The following is a 22,309-nucleotide window of genomic DNA, read 5'->3' on the forward strand; positions in this document are numbered from 1 at the left end:
GAATGGGTATTACCCGTCGAAGCTGTAGCTAACCTGTGTGTAATGCCGGTGGTCAGAATGCCTGTTCCGGAACGCGCATGATCTCGCCGTCGATGGACTCGATGACCTTGCGCAGGGATGTGAGCTTCGGAAGCATGTTCTTGGCGAAGAACGCCGCGGTCGCCACCTTGCCCCGATAGAAGGCGGCGTCGGTCGCGGCCCCGTCGGCCAGCGCCGCGTGCGCGACGCCCGCCTGCACCAGCAATCGCCAGCCGATCAGGAGCTCCCCCACCGCGAGCAGGTAACGCACCGATCCGAGCCCCACCTTGTAGATCTCGCCTGGGTGCTGGGCGGCGGACATCAGGTAACCGGTCAACGCGCCCGTCATCGCCATGACCTCGTCGAGCGCGGTCTGCAGCAGTTGGGCCTGCGGCTCGAGGGCCTCGTCGCAGGCATCGATGGTCTCGCTGATCTGAGCCGTCACGAACTGCAGAGCCTCACCGCGGTCGCGAACGATCTTGCGGAAGAAGAAGTCCAGCGCCTGGATGGCGGTGGTGCCCTCGTAGAGGGAATCGATCTTGGAGTCCCGGATGTACTGCTCGAGGGGATAGTCCTGCAGGAAGCCCGAACCGCCCAGCGTCTGCAGCGACTCGGTGAGGATTTCGTAGGCCCGTTCGGAGCTGACGCCCTTCACGATCGGCAGCAGCAAGTCGTCGACGCGGTGCGCCATCCCGTGGTCCGCCCCCGAAACATGTTGCGCCACAGCGTCATCCTGGTGCGCGGCGGCGTAGAGGTACAGCGCCCGTAAACCCTCGGCGTAGGCCTTCTGCGTCATCAGGCTGCGGCGCACGTCGGGGTGGTGGATGATGGTGACCCGCGGCGCGGTCTTGTCGGCCATCTGCGTCAGGTCCGCGCCCTGCACCCGCTCTTTGGCGAAGGCCAGCGCGTTCAGATAGCCCGTGGACAGGGTGCCGGCGGCCTTCACGCCGATCGTCATGCGCGCGTGCTCGATCACGGTGAACATCTGCGCGATCCCGTTGTGCACGTCGCCGACCAGGTAACCGACGGCGGGCAAATCCGTTGCGCCGAAGGTTAATTCGCATGTCGGCGAGGACTTGATCCCCATTTTGTGTTCCAGGCCGGTGGCGAAGACCCCGTTGCGCGCGCCGAGTTCGAACGTTTCCGGGTCGAACAGGAATTGCGGGACGTAGAACAGACTCAGCCCTTTGGTGCCCGGGCCGGCGCCCTCGGGCCGGGCCAGCACGAGATGAAAGACGTTGTCGGCGGTGGCGCCAACGTCCCCGCCGGAGATGAACCGCTTGACGCCCTCGATGTGCCAGGTGCCGTCGGGCTGCGCGATGGCCTTGGCCCGACCGGCGCCGACGTCGGAGCCCGCGTCTGGCTCGGTGAGCACCATGGTGGCCGCCCAGCCGCGCTCCACGCCCTCCGCCGCCCAGCGCCGCTGCTCCTCGTTGCCCTCGACGTACAGGGCCTGGGCCATCAACGGGCCGAGGCAGAAGAAGTTGGCGGAAGGATTGGCGCAGATGATCATTTCGTTGACCGCCCACGCCAGCGGTGGGGGCGCGGCCATGCCGCCGATCTCCTCGTCGAGCATCAGCCGCCACCAGCCGGCCTCCTTGATCACCTGCACGGTCTTGACCAACTCGTCCGGCACGCTGATCGTGTGCTCGGCGGGGTCGAAGACCGGCGGGTTGCGGTCGGCGAACGCGAAGGATTCGGCCACCGGGCCCTCCGCCAGGCGAGCGGCTTCGGCCAGGATGGTTCGCGCCGTTTCGACGTCGAGGTCGCTATAGCTTCCGGCGCCCAGCACAGCGCCCAGACCGAGCACTTCGAACAGGTTGAACTCGAGATCACGGACGTTAGCGATGTAATGGCCCAACGCGATTTCCTCACTGGTCCCTGAGGCGGCGAATCGTCCGCATCAGTGTGTCCGACGTGGGAAAACGTACGCAACCGTAACCTACGGCGGGCCGCGGCCCGATTACGCGTCGATGTCGACGCGGCGAACCGCGCGCGAGCCCGCATCCATTGCGCGGCAGGCAAACCCGGGAAGGGGGTCCGGATGGCCCGGCAGGTCCGGCGTGGTGGGGTATCGGCGGCCTGGCAACCGGGGAACATCAAGCCGCGTTCGGGCGTTATGGCAAATGTGACAACACTCGATCTCACCGCTGAGAAGTTCAACGAAACCATCGAGGGCAACGACATCGTGCTCGTCGATTTCTGGGCGTCCTGGTGCGGGCCGTGCCGCCAGTTCGGGCCCACCTTCCAGGCGTCCGCGGAGAAGCACCCCGACATCGTGCACGCCAAGGTCGACACCGAGGCCGAGCAGCAGCTGGCCGCGGCCGCCCAGATCCGTTCCATCCCCACGCTGATGGCCTTCAAAAAGGGCAAACTGCTGTTCAACCAGGCCGGGGCGCTGCCGCCGGCGGCTCTCGAAGACTTGGTGCAGCAAATCAAGGCGTTCGACGTCGACGCGGCCCAGGCCGGTCAAGCCGAATAGTCCCGACACCGCGGCGCGCGCAGGGCGGTGCCCGGCTACGCGCTAGGTTGCTTGGGTGAGTCTGGTACTGGTAGAGCACCCGCGGCCCGGCGTCGCGCTGATAACCCTCAATCGGCCCGAGCGGATGAACTCCATGGCTTTCGACGTCATGGTGCCGCTCAAAGAGGCCTTGGAGAAGGTCAGGTACGACAATTCGGTGCGCGTGGTCGTGCTGACCGGGGCGGGCCGGGGCTTCTCCTCGGGCGCCGACCACAAGTCCGCGGGCTCTGTGCCCCACGTCGAGGGGCTGACCCGCCCGACCTACGCGCTGCGTTCCATGGAGATCCTCGACGAGGTCATCCTGGGGCTGCGCCGCCTGCATCAACCGGTGATCGCCGCGGTCAACGGCCCGGCCATCGGCGGCGGCCTGTGTTTGGCGCTGGCCGCCGACATCCGGGTCGCCGCCACGAGCGCGTACTTTCGCGCCGCCGGCATCAACAACGGCCTGACCGCCAGCGAACTGGGGCTGAGCTACCTGCTGCCCCGGGCCATCGGCTCGTCGCGGGCGTTCGACATCATGCTGACCGGCCGCGACGTCACCGCCGAGGAGGCCGAGCGCATCGGGCTGGTGTCGTGCCAGGTGCCCGACGAGCAGCTGCTGGACACCTGCTACGCCATCGCCGCGCGGATAGCGGCGTTCTCGAGGCCGGGAATCGAGTTGACCAAGCGCACACTGTGGAGTGGACTGGACGCCGGTAGCCTGGAAGGGCACATGCAAGCCGAAGGCTTGGGTCAGCTGTTCGTTCGTCTGCTCACCGCCAACTTCGAAGAAGCGGTTGCCGCGCGCGCGGAGCGACGCCCGCCGGTATTCACCGACGACAAGTAGCCGTAGCAAAAGGGAGAAGATGTGATCACGGCCACGGACCTCGAGGTCCGCGCTGGTGCGCGCATCCTGCTCTCACCCGACGGCCCGGATCTGCGCGTTCAGCCCGGCGACCGCATCGGGCTGGTCGGCCGCAACGGCGCGGGCAAGACGACGACTTTGCGCATCCTGGCGGGGGAGACCGAGCCGTACGCCGGATCCGTTGTGCGCGCCGGCGAAATCGGTTATCTGCCACAGGATCCCAAAGAAGGCGACCTCGAGGTGCTGGCTCGCGACCGCGTCCTGTCGGCCCGCGGCTTGGACGTTCTGCTCACCGATCTGGAAAAGCAGCAGGCGTTGATGGCCGAGGTGGCCGACGACGACGCCCGCGACCGCGCCATCCGCCGCTACGGGCAGCTGGAGGAGCGGTTCGTCGCGTTGGGCGGCTACGGCGCCGAGAGCGAGGCCAGCCGCATCTGCGCCAGCCTCGGCCTGCCGGATCGGGTGCTGACGCAGAAGCTGCGCACGCTGTCCGGCGGGCAGCGCCGCCGGGTGGAGCTGGCGCGCATCCTGTTCGCCGCGTCCGACACCGGGGCGGGCTCGTCGACCACCCTGCTGCTCGACGAGCCGACCAACCACCTGGACGCGGATTCGGTGGGTTGGCTGCGCGATTTCCTGCGGTCGCATACCGGCGGTCTGGTCATCATCAGCCACAACGTTGAGCTGCTCGCCGATGTGGTGAACCGGGTGTGGTTCCTGGACGCCGTCCGCGGCGAGGTCGACGTCTACAACATGGGCTGGCAGAAGTACCTGGACGCCCGGGCCACCGACGAACAGCGGCGCCGTCGTGAACGCGCCAACGCCGAACGCAAGGCCGCCGCGTTGCGCACGCAGGCCGCCAAGCTGGGCGCCAAGGCCACCAAAGCCGTTGCGGCACAGAATATGTTGCGTCGCGCCGACCGGATGATGGCCGCTCTCGACGAGGAGCGGGTCGCCGACAAGGTGGCCCGGATCAAGTTCCCCACCCCGGCCCCGTGCGGGCGCACGCCGCTGGTCGCCAAGGGGCTGAGCAAGTCATACGGGTCGCTGGAGGTGTTCAGCGGTGTCGATCTTGCCATCGACCGCGGCTCGCGGGTGGTGGTGCTGGGGCTGAACGGCGCCGGCAAGACCACGCTGCTGCGTCTGCTGGCGGGCACCGAGGAGCCCGACACCGGCGGGCTTGAGCCCGGACACGGTTTGCGCATGGGCTATTTCGCGCAGGAGCACGACACACTCGACAACGACGCGAGCGTCTGGGAGAACATCCGACACGCCGCACCGGATTCGGGTGAGCAGGATCTGCGCGGCCTGCTCGGCGCGTTCATGTTCAGCGGGCCCCAACTCGACCAGCCGGCGGGCACCCTGTCGGGCGGTGAGAAAACCCGGCTCGCGCTCGCGGGCCTGGTGGCGTCCACGGCGAACGTCCTGCTGCTCGACGAGCCGACGAACAACCTCGATCCCGCCTCCCGCGAACAGGTGCTGGACGCGCTGCGCAGCTACCAGGGTGCGGTGGTGCTGGTGACGCACGACCCGGGTGCCGCCGAAGCCCTCGACCCGCAGCGCGTTGTGCTGCTGCCCGACGGCACCGAGGATTTCTGGTCCGACGAATACCGGGACCTGATCGAGCTCGCCTGACTTCTGGGTGCTTTTCGGCCAATTCCGCCCGCGGCCGACGGCGGGTTCTTACTCTGGGTGCTTGTCGATCGTGTTCGGGCGCGGAGGGCATCCATGAAAAGGACACCGCAAAGGTCGAAGCAGACCCGGGAACAGTTGCTGTTCGAGCTGCGCAACGCCTACGAGGGCGGGGCCAGCATCCGCACGCTGGCCGCGTCCACCGGCAGGTCGTACGGATCGGTCCACAGCATGTTGCTGCAGGCCGGCGCAACGATGCGCGGTCGTGGTGGGCCCAACCACACCTCGCGATCTGCGCGGGTATAGCGTCACTGCGAAATCACGTCCCCTTGTTCGCAGTGACGCTATGCCTGCGGCCCAGAGTCCTTGCGGCGTACCGAATTCTCCACCAGGTCGAGCACGGCGGACAACCGGCGCGGATCTTCGCCTGACGCCAGCCGGGCCACCAGGCCGTCGAGCACCAACTCCAGGTAGCACTGCAAAACGTCGCCGGGAACGTCGTCGCGGACCCGGTGCGCCTCCTTCTGCCGGCGCAACCGATCGGTCGTCGCCGCCGCCAATTCCGCGGACCGCTCCGCCCAACCGCGGCTGAACTCCGGGTCGTTGCGCAGCTTGCGTGCGATCTCCAACCTGGTCGCCAGCCAGTCGAACTGGTCCGGCGCGGCGAGCATGTCGCGCATCACCTGGATGAGGCCCGCGCGCGACGCCACGTCGGCCATCCGCTCGGCATCCTCGTGCGCCAGCGCGAAGAACAGCGCGTCCTTGTCGCGGAAGTGGTGGAAGATCGCACCGCGCGACATCCCGATCGCTTGTTCCAGCCGCCGAACCGTGGCCTTGTCGTAGCCGTATTCGGCGAAGCAGTGGCGAGCTCCGTCGAGGATCTGGCGGCGGCGCGCCGCCAGATGGCCCTCGCTTACCTTGGGCACGACTAGGGACTAGCCGGACTTAAGCATGTTGCGCAGCACGTACTGCAGGATGCCGCCGTTGCGGTAGTAGTCGGCTTCCCCGGGGGTGTCGATGCGCACCACCGCGTCGAACTCGACCGGGTCGCCGCCATCCTTGGTGGCCTTGACGCGCACCGTCTTTGGCGTCTTGCCGTCGTTGAGCGCCTCGATGCCGGTGATGTCGAACACCTCGGTGCCGTCCAGCCCCAATTCCTTGGCGGACTTGCCCTCCGGGAACTGCAGCGGGATCACGCCCATGCCGATCAGGTTGGAGCGGTGGATGCGCTCGAACGACTCGGCGATCACCGCCCGCACGCCCAGCAGCAGCGTGCCCTTGGCCGCCCAGTCGCGTGAGGAGCCGGACCCATATTCCTTACCGCCCAGCACCACCAGCGGAATGTCCTGCGCCGCATAGTTTTGCGCGGCGTCGTAGATGAACGCCTGCGGGGCGCCGTCCTGGGTGAAGTCGCGGGTGTAGCCGCCGGAAACGTCGTCGAGCAGTTGGTTGCGGAGCCGGATGTTGGCGAAGGTGCCGCGGATCATCACCTCGTGGTTGCCGCGCCGGGAGCCGAAGGAGTTGTAGTCCTTGCGATCGACGCCGTGCTCGTCAAGGTACTGCGCCGCGGGCGTCCCCGGCTTGATGGCACCGGCGGGGGAGATGTGGTCGGTGGTCACCGAGTCACCCAGCAGCGCCAGCACCCGCGCGCCGGTGATGTCGCTGACTGGCTCGGGCTCCGCCGACATCCCCTCGAAGTACGGGGGCTTGCGCACGTAGGTCGAATCCTGGTTCCACTCAAAGGTATTGCCGCTCGGAGTGGGCAGGTTGCGCCAGCGCTCGTCGCCCTTGAACACGTCGGCGTAGTTCTTGGTGAACATCTCCTGGCTGATCGCCGAGGCGATGGTGTCCGACACGTCCTTCTGCGACGGCCAGATGTCTTTGAGGAAGACGTCGTTGCCGTCCTTGTCGGTGCCCAGCGGCTGCTTATCGAAGTCGAAGTCCATGGTCCCGGCCAACGCGTAGGCCACCACCAGCGGCGGGGACGCCAGGTAGTTCATCTTCACGTCGGGGTTGATCCGGCCCTCGAAGTTGCGGTTACCGGACAGCACCGCCGACACCGACAGGTCGTTGTCGTTGATCGCCTTGGAAATCTCCTCGGGCAGCGGGCCGGAGTTACCGATGCACGTGGTGCAGCCGTAGCCGACGAGGTAGAAGCCGAGCTTCTCCAAATACGGCCACAGGCCGGCCTTGTCGTAGTAGTCGTGGACCACCTGCGAACCCGGCGCCATCGTGGTCTTCACCCACGGCTTGGACGCCAACCCCTTCTCGACGGCGTTGCGGGCCAGCAGCGCCGCGCCCAGCATCACCTCGGGGTTGGAGGTGTTGGTGCACGACGTGATCGCCGCGATCACCACCGCCCCGTGGTCGAGCTCGAACTCGCCGCGGTCCTCGGAGCGCACCCGCACCGGGTTGCTCACCCGGCCCTTGGCATGTGCCGCAGCCGATTCGAACTTCGGGGCGTCGTCGGCGTGGCCGTTCTCCAGCGCCCCGGGGTCGCTGGCCGGGAAGGACTCGTCGACCGACTCGTCGAGCTTGGAGTACTCCTTCTTGTCGGGGTCGTCGCCGACGTAGTCGCCGATCTGACCACGGAAGGTGGACTTGGCCTCCGACAATGGGATTCGGTCCTGCGGGCGCTTCGGCCCGGCGATCGACGGCACCACGTCGGACAGGTCGAGTTCGAGGTATTCGGAGAAGGCCGGCTCGTGCTCGGGGTCGTGCCACATGCCCTGCTCTTTGGCGTACGCCTCGACCAGCGCCAGCTGCTCTTCGGAGCGGCCGGTGAACCGCAGGTAGGAGATGGTCTCCTCGTCGATCGGGAAAATCGCTGCGGTGGAACCGAATTCGGGGCTCATGTTGCCCAGGGTGGCGCGGTTGGCCAGTGGCACCTCGGCCACGCCCTCGCCGTAGAACTCGACGAACTTGCCGACCACGCCGTGCTTGCGCAGCATCTCGGTGACGGTGAGCACGACGTCGGTGGCGGTGACGCCCGCCTGGATCTCACCGGTCAGCTTGAACCCGACGACCCGCGGGATCAGCATCGACACCGGCTGACCGAGCATCGCGGCCTCGGCCTCGATGCCGCCGACGCCCCAGCCCAGCACACCCAGGCCGTTGACCATCGTGGTGTGCGAGTCGGTGCCCACGCAGGTGTCCGGGTAGGCCACCCCGTCACGGTCCATCACCACGCTGGCGAGGTACTCGATGTTCACCTGGTGGACGATGCCGGTGCCCGGCGGCACCACCTTGAAGTCGCGGAAAGCGCCTTGGCCCCAACGCAAGAACTGATAGCGCTCCCCGTTGCGCTGGTACTCGATTTCGACGTTGCGTTCGAAGGCGTCGGCGGTGCCGAACAGGTCGGCGATCACCGAGTGGTCGATCACCAGGTCGGCCGGCGCCAGCGGGTTCACCTTCTCCGCCTTGCCGCCGAGGTCGCCGATTGCCTCGCGCATGGTGGCCAAGTCGACGATGCACGGCACCCCGGTGAAGTCCTGCATCACGACGCGAGCGGGGGTGTACTGGATCTCAATGCTGGGCTCCGCCTTGGGATCCCAGTTCGCGATGGCCTCGATGTGGTCCTTGGTGATGTTGGCGCCGTCCTCGTTGCGCAGCAGGTTCTCGGCGAGGACTTTGAGGCTGTAGGGGAGTTTTTCAGTGTTGGGGACGGCGTCGAGGCGATAGATCTGATAACTCTTGTCGCCGACCTTCAGGGTGTCGCGTGCTCCGTATGAGTTCACAGAATCTTCTTTAGTCACTTCAACTCCCGGGATTAAGTTCTTCCGCCGACGGGCCGTGTCGGCGGCGCGGTGCTACTTTAACAGTACGCTTGTCCTGCATTACGACGGGGCGCCCGTAGGTCCAGTCTTATCGCGTAAGTCGACGGTTTAAACCCCCCGAAATGAAGTCGCGTACGGTGCCTGTAGCGCTACGGCAGGAGGGACATCATGACCTTGCATCCGGTCCTACCCGTCTACATCCCGCAAGACGTCGACATGACCGCGGTCAAGGCCCAGGTCGCCGCGACCGGCGTCAGCGCGCCGGCGGCGGACATGCCGGGCCTGCTGCACATCGTCGACGAGGCCCATGCCAAGGGCATCAACCTCAAGATCGTGCTGCTCGACCACAACCCTCCGAACGACACCCCCCTGCGGGACATCTCCACGGTGGTCGGCGCCGACTACCACGACTCCACCGTCCTGACGCTGAGCCCGAGCTACGTCGGCAGCTACAGCACTCAGTTCCCGCGGGTCACGCTGGAGGCGGGCGAGGACATCGCCAAGACCGGTAACCCGGTGGTCTCGGCGCAACACTTCGTCAACGAGCTGAGCGCCCCGGAATTTCCCTGGACGGTCCTGACCATCTTCCTGTTGCTGGCCGTGCTCGCGGCGGCCGTCGGGACCCGAATCCTGCAGGTGCGCGGCAGGCGCTCAGCAACGCCGGCGGATTCGGGGGGAGCGCAGGAAGTGACGCCCACCAACACGGCCTAGCCACCCGCATCCGCCCCGGCCGGCTCCGTCGGTCGGGCCCTGGGACGTCGTCCCGGCAAACCCGGTAGATAACCGTTCGGTCACATTAAACGCACGTAGAGAGTGCGATTTCCGTGGAGCGTTTGCGCGCCCAAAGGTGTGACGTACGGTGCAAATGATGCTGGTGTTGTCTTTGGCGCCCTTAACGAACTCTGTGGCCGGCGCCGCCCGTCGCGTTGAGCCGTAGGAGACCTGAGTCGAATGAGACGCACACGCCGGGGCTCTACTGCGCAGCCGGTCGCAAGGCTGGTGCGGCCGGTCGTGCCGTCGGTGGTGAGCGTGGCCCTGCTGCTCTGCACGCCCGGGCTGGCGCACGGTGATCCCGCCGCCGACAGCCTGGCCGGGCTGATCGCCAACGTCGCCAAGGCCAACCAGCGCCTGGAAAACCTGAGCGCCGAAATTCAGACGGAACAGGAGAGCGTCAACAAGGCCCTGGTCGACGTCGAGACCGCCCGGGACAACGCCGCCGCCGCCCAACACGACCTCGAGACCAGCCAGCAGTCGGTCAAAGACGCCAACGCCGCGATCGCCGCGGCGCAGCAGCGGTTCGACACGTTCGCGGCGGCCACCTATATGAATGGCCCGTCGAGCGGATACCTGACAGCCAGCAGCCCCGACGACATCATCGCCACCGAGGCCGCCGCCCAGACGCTGTCTTCGAGTTCCCAAACGGTGATAGCCAAGCTGCAGCGGGCGCGGACCGAACAGGTGAACAAGGAGTCGGGGGCGCGGCTGGCCAAGCAGAAGGCCGACAAGGCCGCGGCCGACGCCAAGGGCAGCCAGGACGCCGCGGTGGCGGCGCTGACCGACTCCAAGCGCAAGTTCGACGAACAGCGCGACCAAATCGCTCGCCTGGCCGCCGAACGCGACGAGGCTCAGGCCAAACTGGAAGCGGCCAAACGGCAGTGGGCTTCCGGCCCGGGCGGCCCCGCGGCTCCAGCGTCGGGCGACCGGTGGGAGACCGGCTCGCCGGGCGCGCCGGCGCCGCAGGCCGGGGCTCGCCGCTGGGACGGTGGGTGGGACCCGACCCTGCCGATGATCCCCAGCGCCAACGTGCCCGGCGACCCGATCGCGGTCATCAACCAGGTGCTGGGCATCTCGGCGACCTCCACGCAGGTCACCGCCGGGCTGGGCCGCAACTTCCTGCAGCAGATGGGCATCCTCAAGCCCGACGACACCGGCATCACCAACGCGTCCCCCGGTGCGACGGCCGGGCGGATCCCGCGGGTCTACGGCCGGCAGGCCAGCGAATACGTGATCCGGCGCGGGATGTCGCAGATCGGCGTCCCGTACTCCTGGGGCGGCGGCAACGCGGCGGGGCCGAGCAAGGGCATCGACTCCGGCGCCGGCATCACCGGCTTCGACTGTTCGGGGCTGGTCCTGTACTCGTTCGCCGGGGTGGGCATCAAGCTGCCGCACTACTCGGGCTCGCAGTACAACCTGGGCCGCAAGATTCCGTCCTCGCAGATGCGCCGCGGCGACGTCATCTTCTACGGCCCCGGCGGCAGCCAGCACGTGACGATCTACCTCGGCGACGGCCAAATGCTCGAGGCTCCGGACATCGGTCTGAAAGTCCGCGTCGCGCCGGTGCGCACCAGCGGTATGACGCCCTACGTGGTCCGCTACATCGAGTGGTGAACGAATGAGAACTGAACGGGGAGTCATGCGCCGCAAGCGGATTCGTCTGATCAACTTCGCCTGGATCACCACCGTGGTGACCGGGCTGATGTTGTCTTCGGCCATTTCCGGGGCCGCCCCCGCCACCGCCGACCCCGGCGGGTGGGATCCCACCCTGCCGGCGACCATCAGCGCCGGCGCCCCGGGTGATCCGCTTGCCGTCGCCAACGCCTCGCTGCAGGCCACCGCGCAGGCCACCCAAACGACGATGGACCTGGGCAGGCAGTTCCTTGGCGGCCTCGGAATCAACATCCTGGGCGATCCCGCTCCCACCGCGGCCAGCCCCACCAACCCCGGCGGCAAGATCCCGCGGGTCTACGGTCGGCAGGCCATCGAGTACGTGATCAAGCGGATGGGATCGCAGATGGGCGTCCCGTACTCGTGGGGTGGTGGCTCGCTGGACGGTCCCAGCAAGGGCGTCGGCGACGGCGCCGACATCAACGGCTTCGACTGCTCGGGCCTGATGCGCTACGGCTTCGCCGGGGTCGGCGTGCTGATCCCGCGGTTCTCGGGCGACCAGTACAACGCGGGCCGGCACATCCCACAGGACCAGGCCAGGCGCGGTGACCTCATCTTCTACGGGCCGAACGGCGGCCAGCACGTCACCATGTATCTGGGCAACGGCCAGATGCTGGAGGCGTCCAGCCTCGCCGGCAAGGTGACCGTCAGCCCGGTGCGCAAGCCCGGCATGACGCCGTTCCTGACTAGGATCATCGAGTACTGATCCAGGTGTGTTCGCCCGGCGGGATCCCGGGGGCGAACCACCAGCGTCGACGGAATCCGGCGGGCCTGGAATAGTTGGACGCGGGCACGTCGCGGCCCCACGACAGTCGTGGTGCAAGCAGTCGTGTCCGATTGAGCTGTGGAGGGTTATTGATGACAGCAGCAGGTGGGCCGCCTCCGGGCGCCAGCGGTTACTCGGGCCCGGGTGGTCCTTCCGGCTCGCCGGCCCAGGAAGCGCCGTCCGGCGGCGGTAACGGCCTGGCCGCCGAGGTCCACACCCTGGAGCGCGCCATCTTCGAGGTCAAGCGGATCATCGTCGGGCAGGACCAGCTCGTCGAGCGCATGCTGGTCGGTCTGCTCTCCAAGGGCCACGTGTTGCTCGAGGGTGTCCCCGGCGTGGCCAAGACGCTGGCCGTCGAGACCTTCGCCAAGGTCGTGGGCGGCACGTTCGCCCGCATCCAGTTCACGCCCGACCTGGTGCCCACCGACATCATCGGTACCCGCATCTACCGGCAGGGCAAGGAAGAGTTCGACACCGAGCTCGGCCCGGTGGTGGTGAACTTCCTGCTCGCCGACGAGATCAACCGCGCGCCGGCCAAGGTGCAGTCGGCGCTGCTGGAGGTCATGCAGGAACGCCAAGTGTCCATCGGTGGCAAGAGGTTCCCGCTGCCCAACCCGTTCCTGGTGATGGCCACCCAGAACCCGATCGAGCACGAGGGCGTGTACCCGCTCCCCGAGGCCCAGCGGGACCGCTTCCTGTTCAAGATCAACGTCGGCTACCCGTCCCCGGAAGAGGAGCGGGAGATCATCTACCGCATGGGCGTGCGGCCGCCGGAGCCCAAGCAGATCCTGAACACCGGCGACCTGTTGCGGCTGCAGGACATCGCGGCCAACGGCTTCGTGCACCACGCGCTGGTCGACTACGTGGTGCGCGTCGTCATGGCCACCCGTTATCCCGAGCAACTCGGGATGAACGACGTCAAGACGTGGATCTCGTTCGGTGCGTCCCCGCGTGCCTCGCTGGGCATCATCGCCGCGTCCCGGTCGCTCGCGCTGGTGCGCGGCCGCGACTACGTGATCCCGCAAGACGTCGTCGACGTGATTCCCGACGTGCTGCGGCACCGCTTGGTGCTCACCTATGACGCGCTCGCCGACGAGATCTCGCCGGAGATCGTCATCAACCGGATCCTGCAGACGGTCGCCCTGCCTCAGGTGAACGCCGTTCCGCAGCAAGGGCAGTCGGTGGCCCCGGTGATGCAGGCCGCCGGCGCGGCTAGCGGTCGGTGACCGACCCCAAGCAGCCGGCGGTGCCTCATCCGCCATCGATGCAGCGCGGGCAGATCGTGGACCCGAAGCTGGCGGCGGCGCTGCGGCAGCTCGAGCTGACGGTCAAGCGCAAGCTCGACGGCGTCCTGCACGGCGACCACCTCGGCCTGATCCCCGGGCCGGGCTCGGAGCCGGGGGAGTCACGCGAGTACCAGCCCGGCGACGACGTCCGGCGGATGGACTGGGCCGTGACCGCGCGCACCATGCACCCCCACGTCCGGCAGATGATCGCCGACCGCGAGCTGGAGACCTGGATGGTGGTCGACATGTCGGCCAGCCTGGACTTCGGCACCGTCGGGTGCGAGAAGCGGGACCTGGCGGTGGCGGCCGCGGCCGCGATCACTTTCCTCAACAGCGGCGGCGGCAACCGGCTGGGCGCGCTGATCGCAAACGGCGAGACGATGGTCAGGGTTCCGGCGCGCTCCGGGCGCCAGCACGAGCAGACGCTGCTGCGCACCATCGCCACCACACCCAGGGCGCCGGTCGGGGTGCGCGGGGACCTGGCGATGGCCATCGACGCGTTGCGCCGCCCGGAACGCCGACGCGGCATGCCGGTGATCATCAGCGACTTCCTGGGGCCGATCAACTGGATGCGCCCGCTGCGCGCGATCGCGGCCCGGCACGAGGTGCTTGCCATTGAGGTGCTCGACCCCCGCGACGTCGAACTGCCCGACATCGGCGACGTCGTGCTGCAGGACGCCGAATCCGGCGTGACCCGCGAATTCACCATTGACGCGCAGCTGCGTGACGACTTCGCCAAGGCGGCCGCGGCGCACCGCGCCGAGGTGGCGCGCACCATCCGCAGCTGCGGGGCCCCGGTGCTGACGCTGCGCACCGACCGCGATTGGATCGCCGACATCGTCCGTTTCGTCGAGTCCCGCCGGCGCGGTGCATTGGCGGGGCGGCAGTGACATTGCCGCTCCTCGGCCCGATGTCGTTGTCGGGCTTCGAACACTCGTGGTTCTTCCTGTTCCTACTCGTCGTCGCCGGGCTCGCCGCGATGTACGTGCTCATGCAGCTGGCGCGACAGCGGCGGATGCTGCGATTCGCCAACATGGAGCTGTTGGAAAGCGTTGCGCCCAAACGGCCTTCGCGATGGCGGCACGTGCCGGCCATCCTGCTGGTGGCGTCGCTGGTGCTGTTCACCATCGCGATGGCCGGGCCGACACACGATGTCCGCATTCCGCGCAACCGCGCGGTGGTGATGCTGGTGATCGACGTGTCGCAGTCCATGCGGGCCACCGACGTGCAGCCCAACCGGATGGCGGCCGCACAGGAAGCGGCCAAGCAGTTTGCCGACGAGCTGACCCCGGGCATCAACCTCGGGCTGATCGAGTATGCGGGGACCGCCACCGTGCTGGTGCAACCCACGACCAACCGGGAGGCGACCAAGAACGGGCTGGACAAGCTGCAGTTCGCCGACCGCACCGCCACCGGCGAGGGCATCTTCACCGCGTTGCAGGCCATTGCGACCGTTGGCGCGGTGATCGGGGGCGGCGACAAGCCGCCGCCGGCGCGCATCGTGTTGTTCTCCGACGGCAAGGAGACGATGCCGACCAACCCGGACAACCCGAAGGGCGCGTTCACCGCCGCGCGCACCGCCAAAGACCAGGGCGTGCCCATCTCGACGATTTCGTTCGGCACCCCGTATGGCTTCGTCGAGATCAACGACCAGCGCCAGCCGGTGCCCGTCGACGATTCCACCATGAAGAAGGTCGCCGAGCTCTCCGGCGGGAGCTGGTACAGCGCCGGCAGCTTGGCCGAGCTGAAAAACGTGTACGCGACGCTGCAGCAGCAGATCGGCTACGAGACGATCAAGGGCGACGCCAGCGTCGGCTGGGTGCGGTTGGGTGCGCTGGTGTTGGCGTTGGCGGCGCTGGCGGCGCTGCTCATCAACCGCCGCCTGCCGACGTAGCTGCCGCCTTTGCCCCTTTTTGCTCCCCTTTTGCTCCCGAGCGTCACGCCAGCGTGGCTGTGGCAGTCGAGTGTCACGCCAGCGTGACCGGGGCGACATCCCAGGGGGACATTTCAACCACGCGGGACCCAGGCGCTAGGTTGACGGGGTGACTGACACGGCCACCGAGAACACCACCGAAAGTGCCGCCGACGGCGGCAAACCCGCATTCGTATCCCGTTCCGTCCTGGTGACGGGCGGAAACCGGGGAATCGGTCTGGCGATCGCGCGGCGGCTGGCGGCCGACGGCCACAAGGTTGCCGTCACGCACCGCGGATCCGGGGCGCCCGAGGGGCTGTTCGGCGTCGTATGTGACGTCACCGACAACGATGCGGTCGACCGCGCGTTCAAGGAGGTCGAGGAGCACCAGGGTCCGGTCGAGGTGCTGGTGTCCAACGCCGGGATCTCGAAGGACGCCTTCCTCATCCGGATGACCGAGGAGCGTTTCGCGGAGGTCATCAACGCCAACCTCACCGGGGCGTTCCGCGTGGCACAGCGGGCATCGCGCAGCATGCAACGCAAGCGGTTCGGCCGCATCATCTTCATCGGATCGGTCTCCGGCATGTGGGGCATCGGCAACCAGGCCAACTACGCCGCCGCCAAGGCCGGCCTGATCGGCATGGCACGCTCGATCTCCCGCGAGCTGTCCAAGGCCGGGGTGACCGCCAACGTGGTCGCCCCCGGCTACATCGACACCGAGATGACCCGCGCGCTGGACGAGCGGATCCAGGCGGGCGCACTGGAATTCATCCCGGCCAAGCGGGTCGGCACCGCCGAGGACGTCGCCGGGGCGGTCAGCTTCCTGGCGTCCGAAGATGCGGGCTATATCGCCGGCGCGGTGATCCCGGTCGACGGCGGCATGGGCATGGGCCACTGAATTCACCCACGACACAAGGATATTAAGGACTGACATGGCAGGACTGCTCGACGGCAAACGGATTCTGGTCTCCGGGATCATCACCGACTCGTCGATCGCGTTTCACATCGCCAAGGCGGCCCAAGAAGCGGGGGCGCAGTTGGTGCTGACCGGGTTCGACCGGTTGCGCCTGATCCAGCGCATCGCCGACCGGCTGCCGGAGAAGGCCCCCCTGATCGAGCTCGACGTGCAGAACGAGGAGCACCTCAACAGCCTCGCCGAGCGGGTCACCGCCGAGATCGGTGAGGGCAACAAGCTGGACGGGGTGGTGCACTCGATCGGCTTCATGCCGCAGACCGGGATGGGCATCAACCCGTTCTTCGACGCGCCCTACGAGGATGTCTCCAAGGGCATCCACATCTCCGCGTATTCGTATGCGTCGCTTGCCAAGGCGCTGCTGCCGATCATGAACCCCGGCGGGTCCATCGTCGGCATGGACTTCGACCCCAGCCGGGCCATGCCGGCCTACAACTGGATGACGGTGGCCAAGAGCGCGCTGGAATCGGTCAATCGGTTCGTTGCCCGCGAGGCGGGCAAGTTCGGGGTGCGCTCTAATCTCGTTGCGGCGGGCCCCATCCGGACGCTGGCGATGAGCGCGATCGTCGGCGGCGCGCTCGGCGAGGAGGCCGGCGCCCAGATGCAGCTGCTGGAGGAGGGCTGGGACCAGCGCGCACCGATCGGCTGGAACATGAAGGACCCGACGCCGGTCGCCAAGACGGTGTGCGCCCTGCTCTCCGACTGGCTACCGGCCACCACCGGCACCATCATCTTCGCCGACGGCGGCGCCAGCACCCAATTGCTCTAGGTTCCAATGGAATTCGACGCTATCCTGCTGCTGTCCTTCGGCGGCCCGGAGGGACCCGAGCAGGTGCGGCCGTTCCTGGAGAACGTCACCCGCGGGCGCAACGTGCCCCCCGAACGCCTGGACGACGTCGCACAGCACTACCTGCATTTCGGTGGCGTGTCACCGATCAACGGGATCAACCGCGCCCTGATCACCGAGCTCCAGGCGGAGCAGGACCTGCCGGTCTACTTCGGCAACCGCAACTGGGATCCCTATGTCGAGGACACCGTAAAGAGCATGCGTGACAACGGCGTCCGGCGTGCCGCGGTGTTCACCACGTCGGCGTGGAGCGGCTACTCGAGCTGCACGCAGTACACCGAAGACATCGCCCGGGCGCGGGGCGCGGCCGGACCCGACGCGCCCGAGCTGGTCAAGCTTCGGCCCTATTTCGACCACCCGCTCTTCGTCGAGATGTTCGCCGGCGCCGTCGAGGCGGCGGCGCAGAGCGTGCCCGATGGCGCGAGGCTGGTGTTCACCGCCCACTCGGTTCCGGTGGCCGCCGACCGGCGCCTGGGCCCGAGCCTGTACAGCCGTCAAGTCGCCTATGCCACAAGGCTTGTCGCGGCCGCGGCGGGATACTCCGATTTCGATCTGGCCTGGCAGTCGCGCTCGGGCCCGCCGCAGGTGCCGTGGCTGGAACCCAGTGTCGAGGACCATCTCTCCGCGCTGGCCGCGGCGGGCACCGAGGCCGTCATCGTCTGCCCGATCGGGTTTGTCGCGGACCACATCGAGGTGGTCTGGGACCTTGACGAAGAGTTGCGAGCCCAGGCCGAGGCGGCGGGGCTGGCGTTCGCCCGGGCCGCCACACCCAACGCCGATCGCCGATTCGCCCGGCTGGCCGCCGATCTCATCGATGAGCTGCGCACCGGCCGACGGCCGGCCCGGGTGGCCGGCCCCGACCCGGTGCCCGGTTGTTTGGCCAGCGTCGACGGCGCGCCGTGCCGTCCGCCGCACTGCGTCGCCTCGGAAGCGGGCTAGCGGCGATCGCGAGCGCGGCAGAGCGGGCGAAGTGGGTTGCCGCCATAAGGGGGCATAGCCGGGCGAAGCGGGTCGCCTCGGAAGCAGGGCTAGTCGGCCCACGCCGAGTGCAGGATCGCGGTGACGGCGGCCATCCGCGCCGAACGCACCACCGCGGTCAGCGGCCGCAGCGCGTCGCTGGCGATGCGGGCCTCCGAAGACGATTGGGCGCCAAACGGCTCCGGGCCGGCGACGACGGGAGCGGTGAACCGCTCCGGCGAGTCGGGTGACCGACTGAGTCCGGCGCTGACCGCGACGATGGCGTCGACGTGCGCGGCATTCTCCAGCACCCGCAGCGCCCGGGTCGGCGCATGTTCGGGAACCCGGTGCTGCCGTGCGGATTCCAGCAGTTGCTCGACGAGTCCCCGCGGATCGTCGACGTCGGCCGCCGCCGCTCCCAGCCCGATGGCGCCGAGCGCGGCGGCGGCCGACCGGACTGCCGAGCGCAGCTCGTATTCGGCATCGCCGAGCTCGTAATGGTCGAGGACCGGCGCGCCCGGCAGCGAGTACACCGTCCAGGACAGCGCGCACAGGTCGGCGAAGTCCTCCGGCTCGTCGTCGTAGGAGAACTCGGGGACCAGCCCCACGGCGGTGGCGGGATCGTGGGGGTTGGCGATGATGATCGCCTCGCCCGCGGACAGGGCATCACGCTCGAACTGCGTCCCGGGGGCAAGCCCGCGCACGTCGCCGGGCACGGGCAAAAGCATATTGATCGTCCCGCGCAGCCGGCCCGGGCCATCCGGGGTGGGCGCCGACCGGCCGACCGCGGCGCGCAGCGTCTGCAGCAGCGTCACCGTTCCGGCGTCGTGCACATCGGGCCACGGCAGCCCGGTGTGGCCGGCGGCGACCGCATCATACGCGGTGACCGATTGCTTTGGCGCCCATGCCGATAACGCGTCCAAGACGTCGTCGGGCGCGGCCTTGCCTGCGAGCCAGGCGTTGGCCCACAGGGACAGCGAGACACTGGGACACCACACGATTCCGCAGTGTAGTTGTTTTGCCCGGCAAAGGCGGATCACGCGTATTCTGGCCGCATGCACGCCGCGGTGCTTTGGCTAATATTCGCGCTGGTGCTTGCCGGTGCGGAGGCGCTCACCGGCCATATGTTTTTGGTGATGCTCGGCGGCGGTGCCCTGGCCGCGGCAATCACAAGCTGGCTGACGGATTGGCCCGGCTGGGCGGACGGGATCGTGTTCCTCGTCGTTTCCGTGCTGCTCCTGGTGCTGGTCCGCCCGGCGCTGCGGCGGCAACTGACGCCCGCGCATGTGCCGCAGATGGGTATCGAGGCGCTGGAGGGCAAGAACGCATTGGTGCTCGAGCGAATCGCCCGCGACGGGGGCCAGGTGAAGCTCGACGGGGAGGTGTGGACGGCGCGTCCGCTCAACGATGGGGATGTTTACGAACCGGGGGAGTCGGTGACCGTCTTGCAGATCGACGGCGCCACGGCGGTGGTCTTCAAGAGCGGTCCATAACGGCTGCGCGAGGACGCCTCCAGAGACCCTGGTAGAGAAAGGAACTCCCGTGCAAGGTGCGGTTGCTGGTTTGGTGTTGCTGGTCGTCTTGGTGATATTCGCCATTGTGGTGGTCGCCAAGTCGGTGGCCCTGATACCGCAGGCGGAGGCCGCGGTGATCGAGCGGCTGGGTCGATATAGCCGGACGGTCAGCGGCCAGCTGACGTTGTTGGTGCCGTTCATCGACCGGGTCCGTGCGCGGGTGGACCTGCGCGAGCGGGTGGTGTCGTTTCCGCCGCAGCCGGTGATCACCGAGGACAACCTGACGCTGAACATCGACACCGTGGTCTACTTTCAGGTCACCGTGCCGCAGGCGGCCGTCTACGAGATCAGCAACTACATCGTCGGCGTGGAGCAGCTCACCACCACCACGCTGCGCAACGTGGTGGGCGGCATGACGCTCGAGCAGACGCTGACGTCACGCGACCAGATCAACGGTCAATTGCGCGGGGTGCTCGACGAGGCGACCGGTCGCTGGGGCTTGCGGGTCGCCCGGGTCGAGCTGCGCAGCATCGACCCGCCGCCGTCCATCCAGGCGTCGATGGAAAAGCAGATGAAGGCCGACCGCGAGAAGCGAGCGATGATCCTGACCGCCGAAGGTAACCGGCAGGCCGCGATCACCCAGGCCGAAGGCGCCAAGCAGGCGCAGATCCTGGCCGCCGAGGGCGCCAAGCAGGCCGCGATCCTGGCGGCCGAGGCCGACCGGCAGTCCCGCATGCTGCGCGCGCAGGGTGAGCGCGCCGCGGCCTACCTGCGGGCACAGGGGCAGGCCAAGGCCATCGAGAAGACGTTCGCCGCGATCAAGGCCGGCAGGCCCACCCCGGAGATGCTGGCCTACCAGTACCTGCAGACCCTGCCGGAAATGGCGCGCGGTGACGCCAACAAGGTGTGGGTGGTGCCGAGCGACTTCAACGCGGCGTTACAGGGATTCACCAGAATGCTGGGCACCCCGGGCCAGGACGGAGTGTTCCGGTTCGAGCCCTCCCCGGTCGACGACACACCTCAGCACGCCGCCGCATCGGACGATGCGGACATCGCCGACTGGTTCTCCACCGAGACCGACCCCGCGATCGCCCAGGCGGTGGCCAAGGCCGAAGCGAGCGCCCGCCAGCCGGTGGACGGCACGCCGCCGGGGACGCCGCCGCAGTTGGCCCAATAGGATTGCCGGATGAGCCTTTTCACTTCGCCAAAGACCTACGTGGCGCTCGGCGCCTTCCACGCCGTGGACGCGGTGCTATGCGGCGTCCAGGTCGCCCCGATCAGGAAGGTTCTCGATGACGTCGGGTTGCCGGAGAACGTTCGGCCGGTGCTGCCGGCGGTGAAGGGGGCGGCCGCCGTGGGCTTGCTGTCGGTCACCCGGTTCCCGGTCCTGGCGCGGGTGACGACGTTGATGCTGACGGTCTATTTCGTCTTGGCGCTCGGCGCGCACATCCGCGTACGCGACAAGGTCGTCAACGCGCTCCCGGCCGCGGTGTTCCTCGCTACGTTCGCCGTGATGACGGCGAAGGGACCGGACCGCAACTAGTCCAGGCGCAACTCGACCAGCGGCAGCGGTGTGTCGGTTTCGGTGATCGGAACCCCGAGCGTTTCCTCCAGCACCGGCCTCATCTGTTCCCAGGCCGTGCGATGACGGCTGACATAGGCGGCCAGTGCGCGGTCGGCCTCCTCTTGGCCGAGGATGCGCGCGGTGGCGCGCCGGGGAGCGTGGCTGCCCGCGTAGACACGCACCCGCGGGTTGGCGTGGATGTTGCGGAACCACTGCGCCTTTCGGCCGAAGCCGGAGGCGACGACGTAGGTGTCCGGCGAGGAGTGACCGACCACCTCCAGCACCACATAGCGCGCCGCGCCGGATTTGCGGCCAACGTGCTCGAGCATCAGCAGGCGTGAGCCGAACAGCGCGCCGGCGCGGGCCTTATACAGCCAGATGGGTGCGCGCATCAGTCGACGCGACCGCAGCACGCGTGCGCCGGCGCTGACGAAAAGGGTTGTGCTGGACACCATTACCTCCGTATCTCGTTCAGCCGTTGCTAAGTCCGTCGCGATAGATCGCAAACACCTCACCGGCCCACCGCCGCATGCCCGCATCCGAGAGCGGATCGACGCCGAGCGCTTCGGTCAGGCGGGGGCGCAGCGTCAGCACCGCGAGGTCATTGACAAGTAGAAACGCCGCGCGCACCGCGGCGTCCGCGCCGGGGCTGGCGGTTCCGGCCGCAACCATCGCGTCCAGAGTGGCTTGGCTGAGCCGGAAGAGCCGGTCGAACAATGCCGAGCCCGCCCGGCCTCCGGTGATCAGCAGCCGGCTCAGGTACGCCGGGATCGCCGAATCCGGCGGCAGGTAGGTGGCCAGGCCGTCGAGCAGGCTCGGCACTGCGGCGGGCTCCAGTCCAACCACGGCGGTCCGCTCGGTCATGCTGGTCAGCAATGCTTCGAAGGTCGTGACCACGTGGCTGTCGACGGCCTCGATCAGCCCGTCTTTCGAGCCATAATGCCTGATGAGCAGGGCCGGTGAGACGCCCGCAGCGGTCGCGATGTCGCGCAGGGTGACCGCGTCGGGGCCACGCTCGGCGATCAATCGCAGCGCTTCGTCCCGGATCCGTGCTCTGGCCGTCCGGTCATCCGGCGGTGGTGAATGCACGTTTACAATTATAAACAGATGTTTACACGCGGCCGGTTCGCCGCTGTCCTCGCACCTCAGGCGTGCGGTGCCGGCGGCAGCGGTGGCGCGGGGACGGCGACCGGCGCGGACGTCGCTGCTACTGGCGAGACGACTGCCGCCGTCACGATTTGGTGGATCGTGACGGCG

Annotated in this window: 22 protein-coding genes; 16 read left to right on the forward strand and 6 right to left on the reverse strand. The window is 68.0% G+C overall.

The features are described 5' to 3' along the window. Window positions 1-52: 52 nt before the first annotated feature. Window positions 53-1,879, reverse strand: a complete 1,827-nt coding sequence (locus tag A5756_RS23920; RefSeq protein WP_066958219.1) for an acyl-CoA dehydrogenase — start codon at window positions 1,877-1,879, stop codon at window positions 53-55. A 267-nt stretch (window positions 1,880-2,146) separates the two neighbouring features. Here A5756_RS23920 and trxA point away from each other — a divergent pair, with 267 nt between their 5' ends. From trxA to A5756_RS23940, 4 genes are read left to right on the forward strand one after another with little or no spacing between them, the layout of a single operon-like run. Continuing rightward, window positions 2,147-2,500 carry a thioredoxin gene (trxA, locus tag A5756_RS23925; RefSeq protein ID WP_066958286.1) on the forward strand — a complete coding sequence of 118 codons (354 nt, stop codon included), beginning with the start codon at window positions 2,147-2,149 and terminating at the stop codon, window positions 2,498-2,500. A 55-nt stretch (window positions 2,501-2,555) separates the two neighbouring features. Next, on the forward strand, window positions 2,556-3,365 hold the full coding sequence (locus tag A5756_RS23930) for an enoyl-CoA hydratase (RefSeq protein ID WP_066958222.1): 810 nt from the start codon (window positions 2,556-2,558) through the stop codon (window positions 3,363-3,365). Window positions 3,366-3,386: 21 nt separating this feature from the next. Beyond that, window positions 3,387-5,015 (forward strand): ABC-F family ATP-binding cassette domain-containing protein, encoded by a 1,629-nt coding sequence (locus tag A5756_RS23935; protein WP_066958226.1) that lies wholly within the window; start codon window positions 3,387-3,389, stop codon window positions 5,013-5,015. Window positions 5,016-5,072: 57 nt separating this feature from the next. Beyond that, window positions 5,073-5,318, forward strand: coding sequence for a helix-turn-helix domain-containing protein (locus A5756_RS23940; RefSeq protein ID WP_255360758.1), 246 nt, complete (start codon window positions 5,073-5,075; stop codon window positions 5,316-5,318). Between the two features lie 38 nt (window positions 5,319-5,356). On the opposite strand, the gene A5756_RS23945 is transcribed toward A5756_RS23940, so the two are convergent. Further along, window positions 5,357-5,938 (reverse strand): TetR/AcrR family transcriptional regulator, encoded by a 582-nt coding sequence (locus A5756_RS23945; protein ID WP_066958233.1) that lies wholly within the window; start codon window positions 5,936-5,938, stop codon window positions 5,357-5,359. Window positions 5,939-5,947: 9 nt separating this feature from the next. Further along, window positions 5,948-8,767, reverse strand: a complete 2,820-nt coding sequence (locus A5756_RS23950; protein WP_197505822.1) for an aconitate hydratase — start codon at window positions 8,765-8,767, stop codon at window positions 5,948-5,950. A gap of 189 nt (window positions 8,768-8,956) precedes the next feature. On the opposite strand from A5756_RS23950, the gene A5756_RS23955 reads away from it, so the two are divergent. From A5756_RS23955 to A5756_RS23995, 9 genes are all read left to right on the forward strand, one after another. After that, complete coding sequence (locus A5756_RS23955) at window positions 8,957-9,499, forward strand: DUF6676 family protein (protein WP_066958238.1); 543 nt, start codon at window positions 8,957-8,959, stop codon at window positions 9,497-9,499. Between the two features lie 240 nt (window positions 9,500-9,739). Then, window positions 9,740-11,176 (forward strand): NlpC/P60 family peptidoglycan endopeptidase RipA, encoded by a 1,437-nt coding sequence (gene ripA / locus A5756_RS23960; protein WP_066958241.1) that lies wholly within the window; start codon window positions 9,740-9,742, stop codon window positions 11,174-11,176. A 25-nt stretch (window positions 11,177-11,201) separates the two neighbouring features. Further along, window positions 11,202-11,939, forward strand: a complete 738-nt coding sequence (gene ripB, locus A5756_RS23965; protein ID WP_066958243.1) for an NlpC/P60 family peptidoglycan endopeptidase RipB — start codon at window positions 11,202-11,204, stop codon at window positions 11,937-11,939. A 152-nt stretch (window positions 11,940-12,091) separates the two neighbouring features. After that, the gene (locus A5756_RS23970) at window positions 12,092-13,225 is read left to right on the forward strand and encodes a MoxR family ATPase (RefSeq protein ID WP_066958245.1); all 1,134 of its coding nucleotides are present in this window, start codon (window positions 12,092-12,094) and stop codon (window positions 13,223-13,225) included. Next, the gene (locus tag A5756_RS23975) at window positions 13,222-14,175 is read left to right on the forward strand and encodes a DUF58 domain-containing protein (RefSeq protein ID WP_066958247.1); all 954 of its coding nucleotides are present in this window, start codon (window positions 13,222-13,224) and stop codon (window positions 14,173-14,175) included. Before A5756_RS23970 ends, A5756_RS23975 begins: the two co-directional genes overlap by 4 nt. Then, window positions 14,172-15,179, forward strand: coding sequence for a VWA domain-containing protein (locus A5756_RS23980; protein WP_066958250.1), 1,008 nt, complete (start codon window positions 14,172-14,174; stop codon window positions 15,177-15,179). The genes A5756_RS23975 and A5756_RS23980 overlap by 4 nt, the downstream gene beginning before the upstream one ends. Window positions 15,180-15,327: 148 nt before the next feature. Next, complete coding sequence (gene fabG1 / locus A5756_RS23985; RefSeq protein WP_066958257.1) at window positions 15,328-16,095, forward strand: 3-oxoacyl-ACP reductase FabG1; 768 nt, start codon at window positions 15,328-15,330, stop codon at window positions 16,093-16,095. A 34-nt stretch (window positions 16,096-16,129) separates the two neighbouring features. Continuing rightward, the gene (gene inhA / locus A5756_RS23990; protein WP_066958259.1) at window positions 16,130-16,939 is read left to right on the forward strand and encodes an NADH-dependent enoyl-ACP reductase InhA; all 810 of its coding nucleotides are present in this window, start codon (window positions 16,130-16,132) and stop codon (window positions 16,937-16,939) included. Window positions 16,940-16,945: 6 nt separating this feature from the next. Then, window positions 16,946-17,956 carry a ferrochelatase gene (locus A5756_RS23995; RefSeq protein ID WP_066958261.1) on the forward strand — a complete coding sequence of 337 codons (1,011 nt, stop codon included), beginning with the start codon at window positions 16,946-16,948 and terminating at the stop codon, window positions 17,954-17,956. 89 nt (window positions 17,957-18,045) lie between these two features. Here A5756_RS23995 and A5756_RS24000 read toward each other — a convergent pair whose 3' ends face one another. Continuing rightward, entirely contained in the window at window positions 18,046-18,972 is a 927-nt protein-coding gene (locus A5756_RS24000) for a hypothetical protein (protein WP_066958265.1), read from the reverse strand. A 57-nt stretch (window positions 18,973-19,029) separates the two neighbouring features. Here A5756_RS24000 and A5756_RS24005 point away from each other — a divergent pair, with 57 nt between their 5' ends. The 3 genes from A5756_RS24005 to A5756_RS24015 are packed head-to-tail and all read left to right on the forward strand — an operon-like array spanning window position 19,030 to window position 21,031. Beyond that, window positions 19,030-19,467 (forward strand): NfeD family protein, encoded by a 438-nt coding sequence (locus A5756_RS24005; RefSeq protein ID WP_066958268.1) that lies wholly within the window; start codon window positions 19,030-19,032, stop codon window positions 19,465-19,467. Window positions 19,468-19,516: 49 nt separating this feature from the next. Further along, the gene (locus A5756_RS24010; protein WP_066958270.1) at window positions 19,517-20,665 is read left to right on the forward strand and encodes an SPFH domain-containing protein; all 1,149 of its coding nucleotides are present in this window, start codon (window positions 19,517-19,519) and stop codon (window positions 20,663-20,665) included. Window positions 20,666-20,674: 9 nt separating this feature from the next. Further along, window positions 20,675-21,031: a DoxX family protein gene (locus A5756_RS24015; protein WP_066958273.1), complete on the forward strand. Its 357-nt coding sequence runs from the start codon at window positions 20,675-20,677 to the stop codon at window positions 21,029-21,031. Here A5756_RS24015 and A5756_RS24020 read toward each other — a convergent pair. Further along, window positions 21,028-21,444 carry a nitroreductase family deazaflavin-dependent oxidoreductase gene (locus tag A5756_RS24020; protein ID WP_082948054.1) on the reverse strand — a complete coding sequence of 139 codons (417 nt, stop codon included), beginning with the start codon at window positions 21,442-21,444 and terminating at the stop codon, window positions 21,028-21,030. The genes A5756_RS24015 and A5756_RS24020 overlap by 4 nt on opposite strands. A 79-nt stretch (window positions 21,445-21,523) precedes the next feature. Continuing rightward, window positions 21,524-22,141, reverse strand: coding sequence for a TetR/AcrR family transcriptional regulator (locus tag A5756_RS24025; RefSeq protein ID WP_066958277.1), 618 nt, complete (start codon window positions 22,139-22,141; stop codon window positions 21,524-21,526). Window positions 22,142-22,309: the final 168 nt, after the last annotated feature.

The organism is Mycobacterium sp. 852002-53434_SCH5985345, from assembly GCF_001667155.1.
In the GTDB taxonomy this organism is placed as follows: Bacteria; Actinomycetota; Actinomycetes; order Mycobacteriales; family Mycobacteriaceae; genus Mycobacterium.

Coding starts and splice junctions, on each gene's coding strand:
- ripA (WP_066958241.1), top strand. CDS start 9,740: ATGAGACGCACACGCCGGGGCTCTACTGCGCAGCCGGTCGCAAGGCTG.
- A5756_RS23970 (WP_066958245.1), top strand. CDS start 12,092: ATGACAGCAGCAGGTGGGCCGCCTCCGGGCGCCAGCGGTTACTCGGGC.
- inhA (WP_066958259.1), top strand. CDS start 16,130: ATGGCAGGACTGCTCGACGGCAAACGGATTCTGGTCTCCGGGATCATC.
- A5756_RS24015 (WP_066958273.1), top strand. CDS start 20,675: ATGAGCCTTTTCACTTCGCCAAAGACCTACGTGGCGCTCGGCGCCTTC.
- A5756_RS24020 (WP_082948054.1), bottom strand. CDS start 21,444: ATGCGCGCACCCATCTGGCTGTATAAGGCCCGCGCCGGCGCGCTGTTC.
- A5756_RS23955 (WP_066958238.1), top strand. CDS start 8,957: ATGACCTTGCATCCGGTCCTACCCGTCTACATCCCGCAAGACGTCGAC.
- ripB (WP_066958243.1), top strand. CDS start 11,202: ATGCGCCGCAAGCGGATTCGTCTGATCAACTTCGCCTGGATCACCACC.
- A5756_RS23995 (WP_066958261.1), top strand. CDS start 16,946: ATGGAATTCGACGCTATCCTGCTGCTGTCCTTCGGCGGCCCGGAGGGA.
- A5756_RS24005 (WP_066958268.1), top strand. CDS start 19,030: ATGCACGCCGCGGTGCTTTGGCTAATATTCGCGCTGGTGCTTGCCGGT.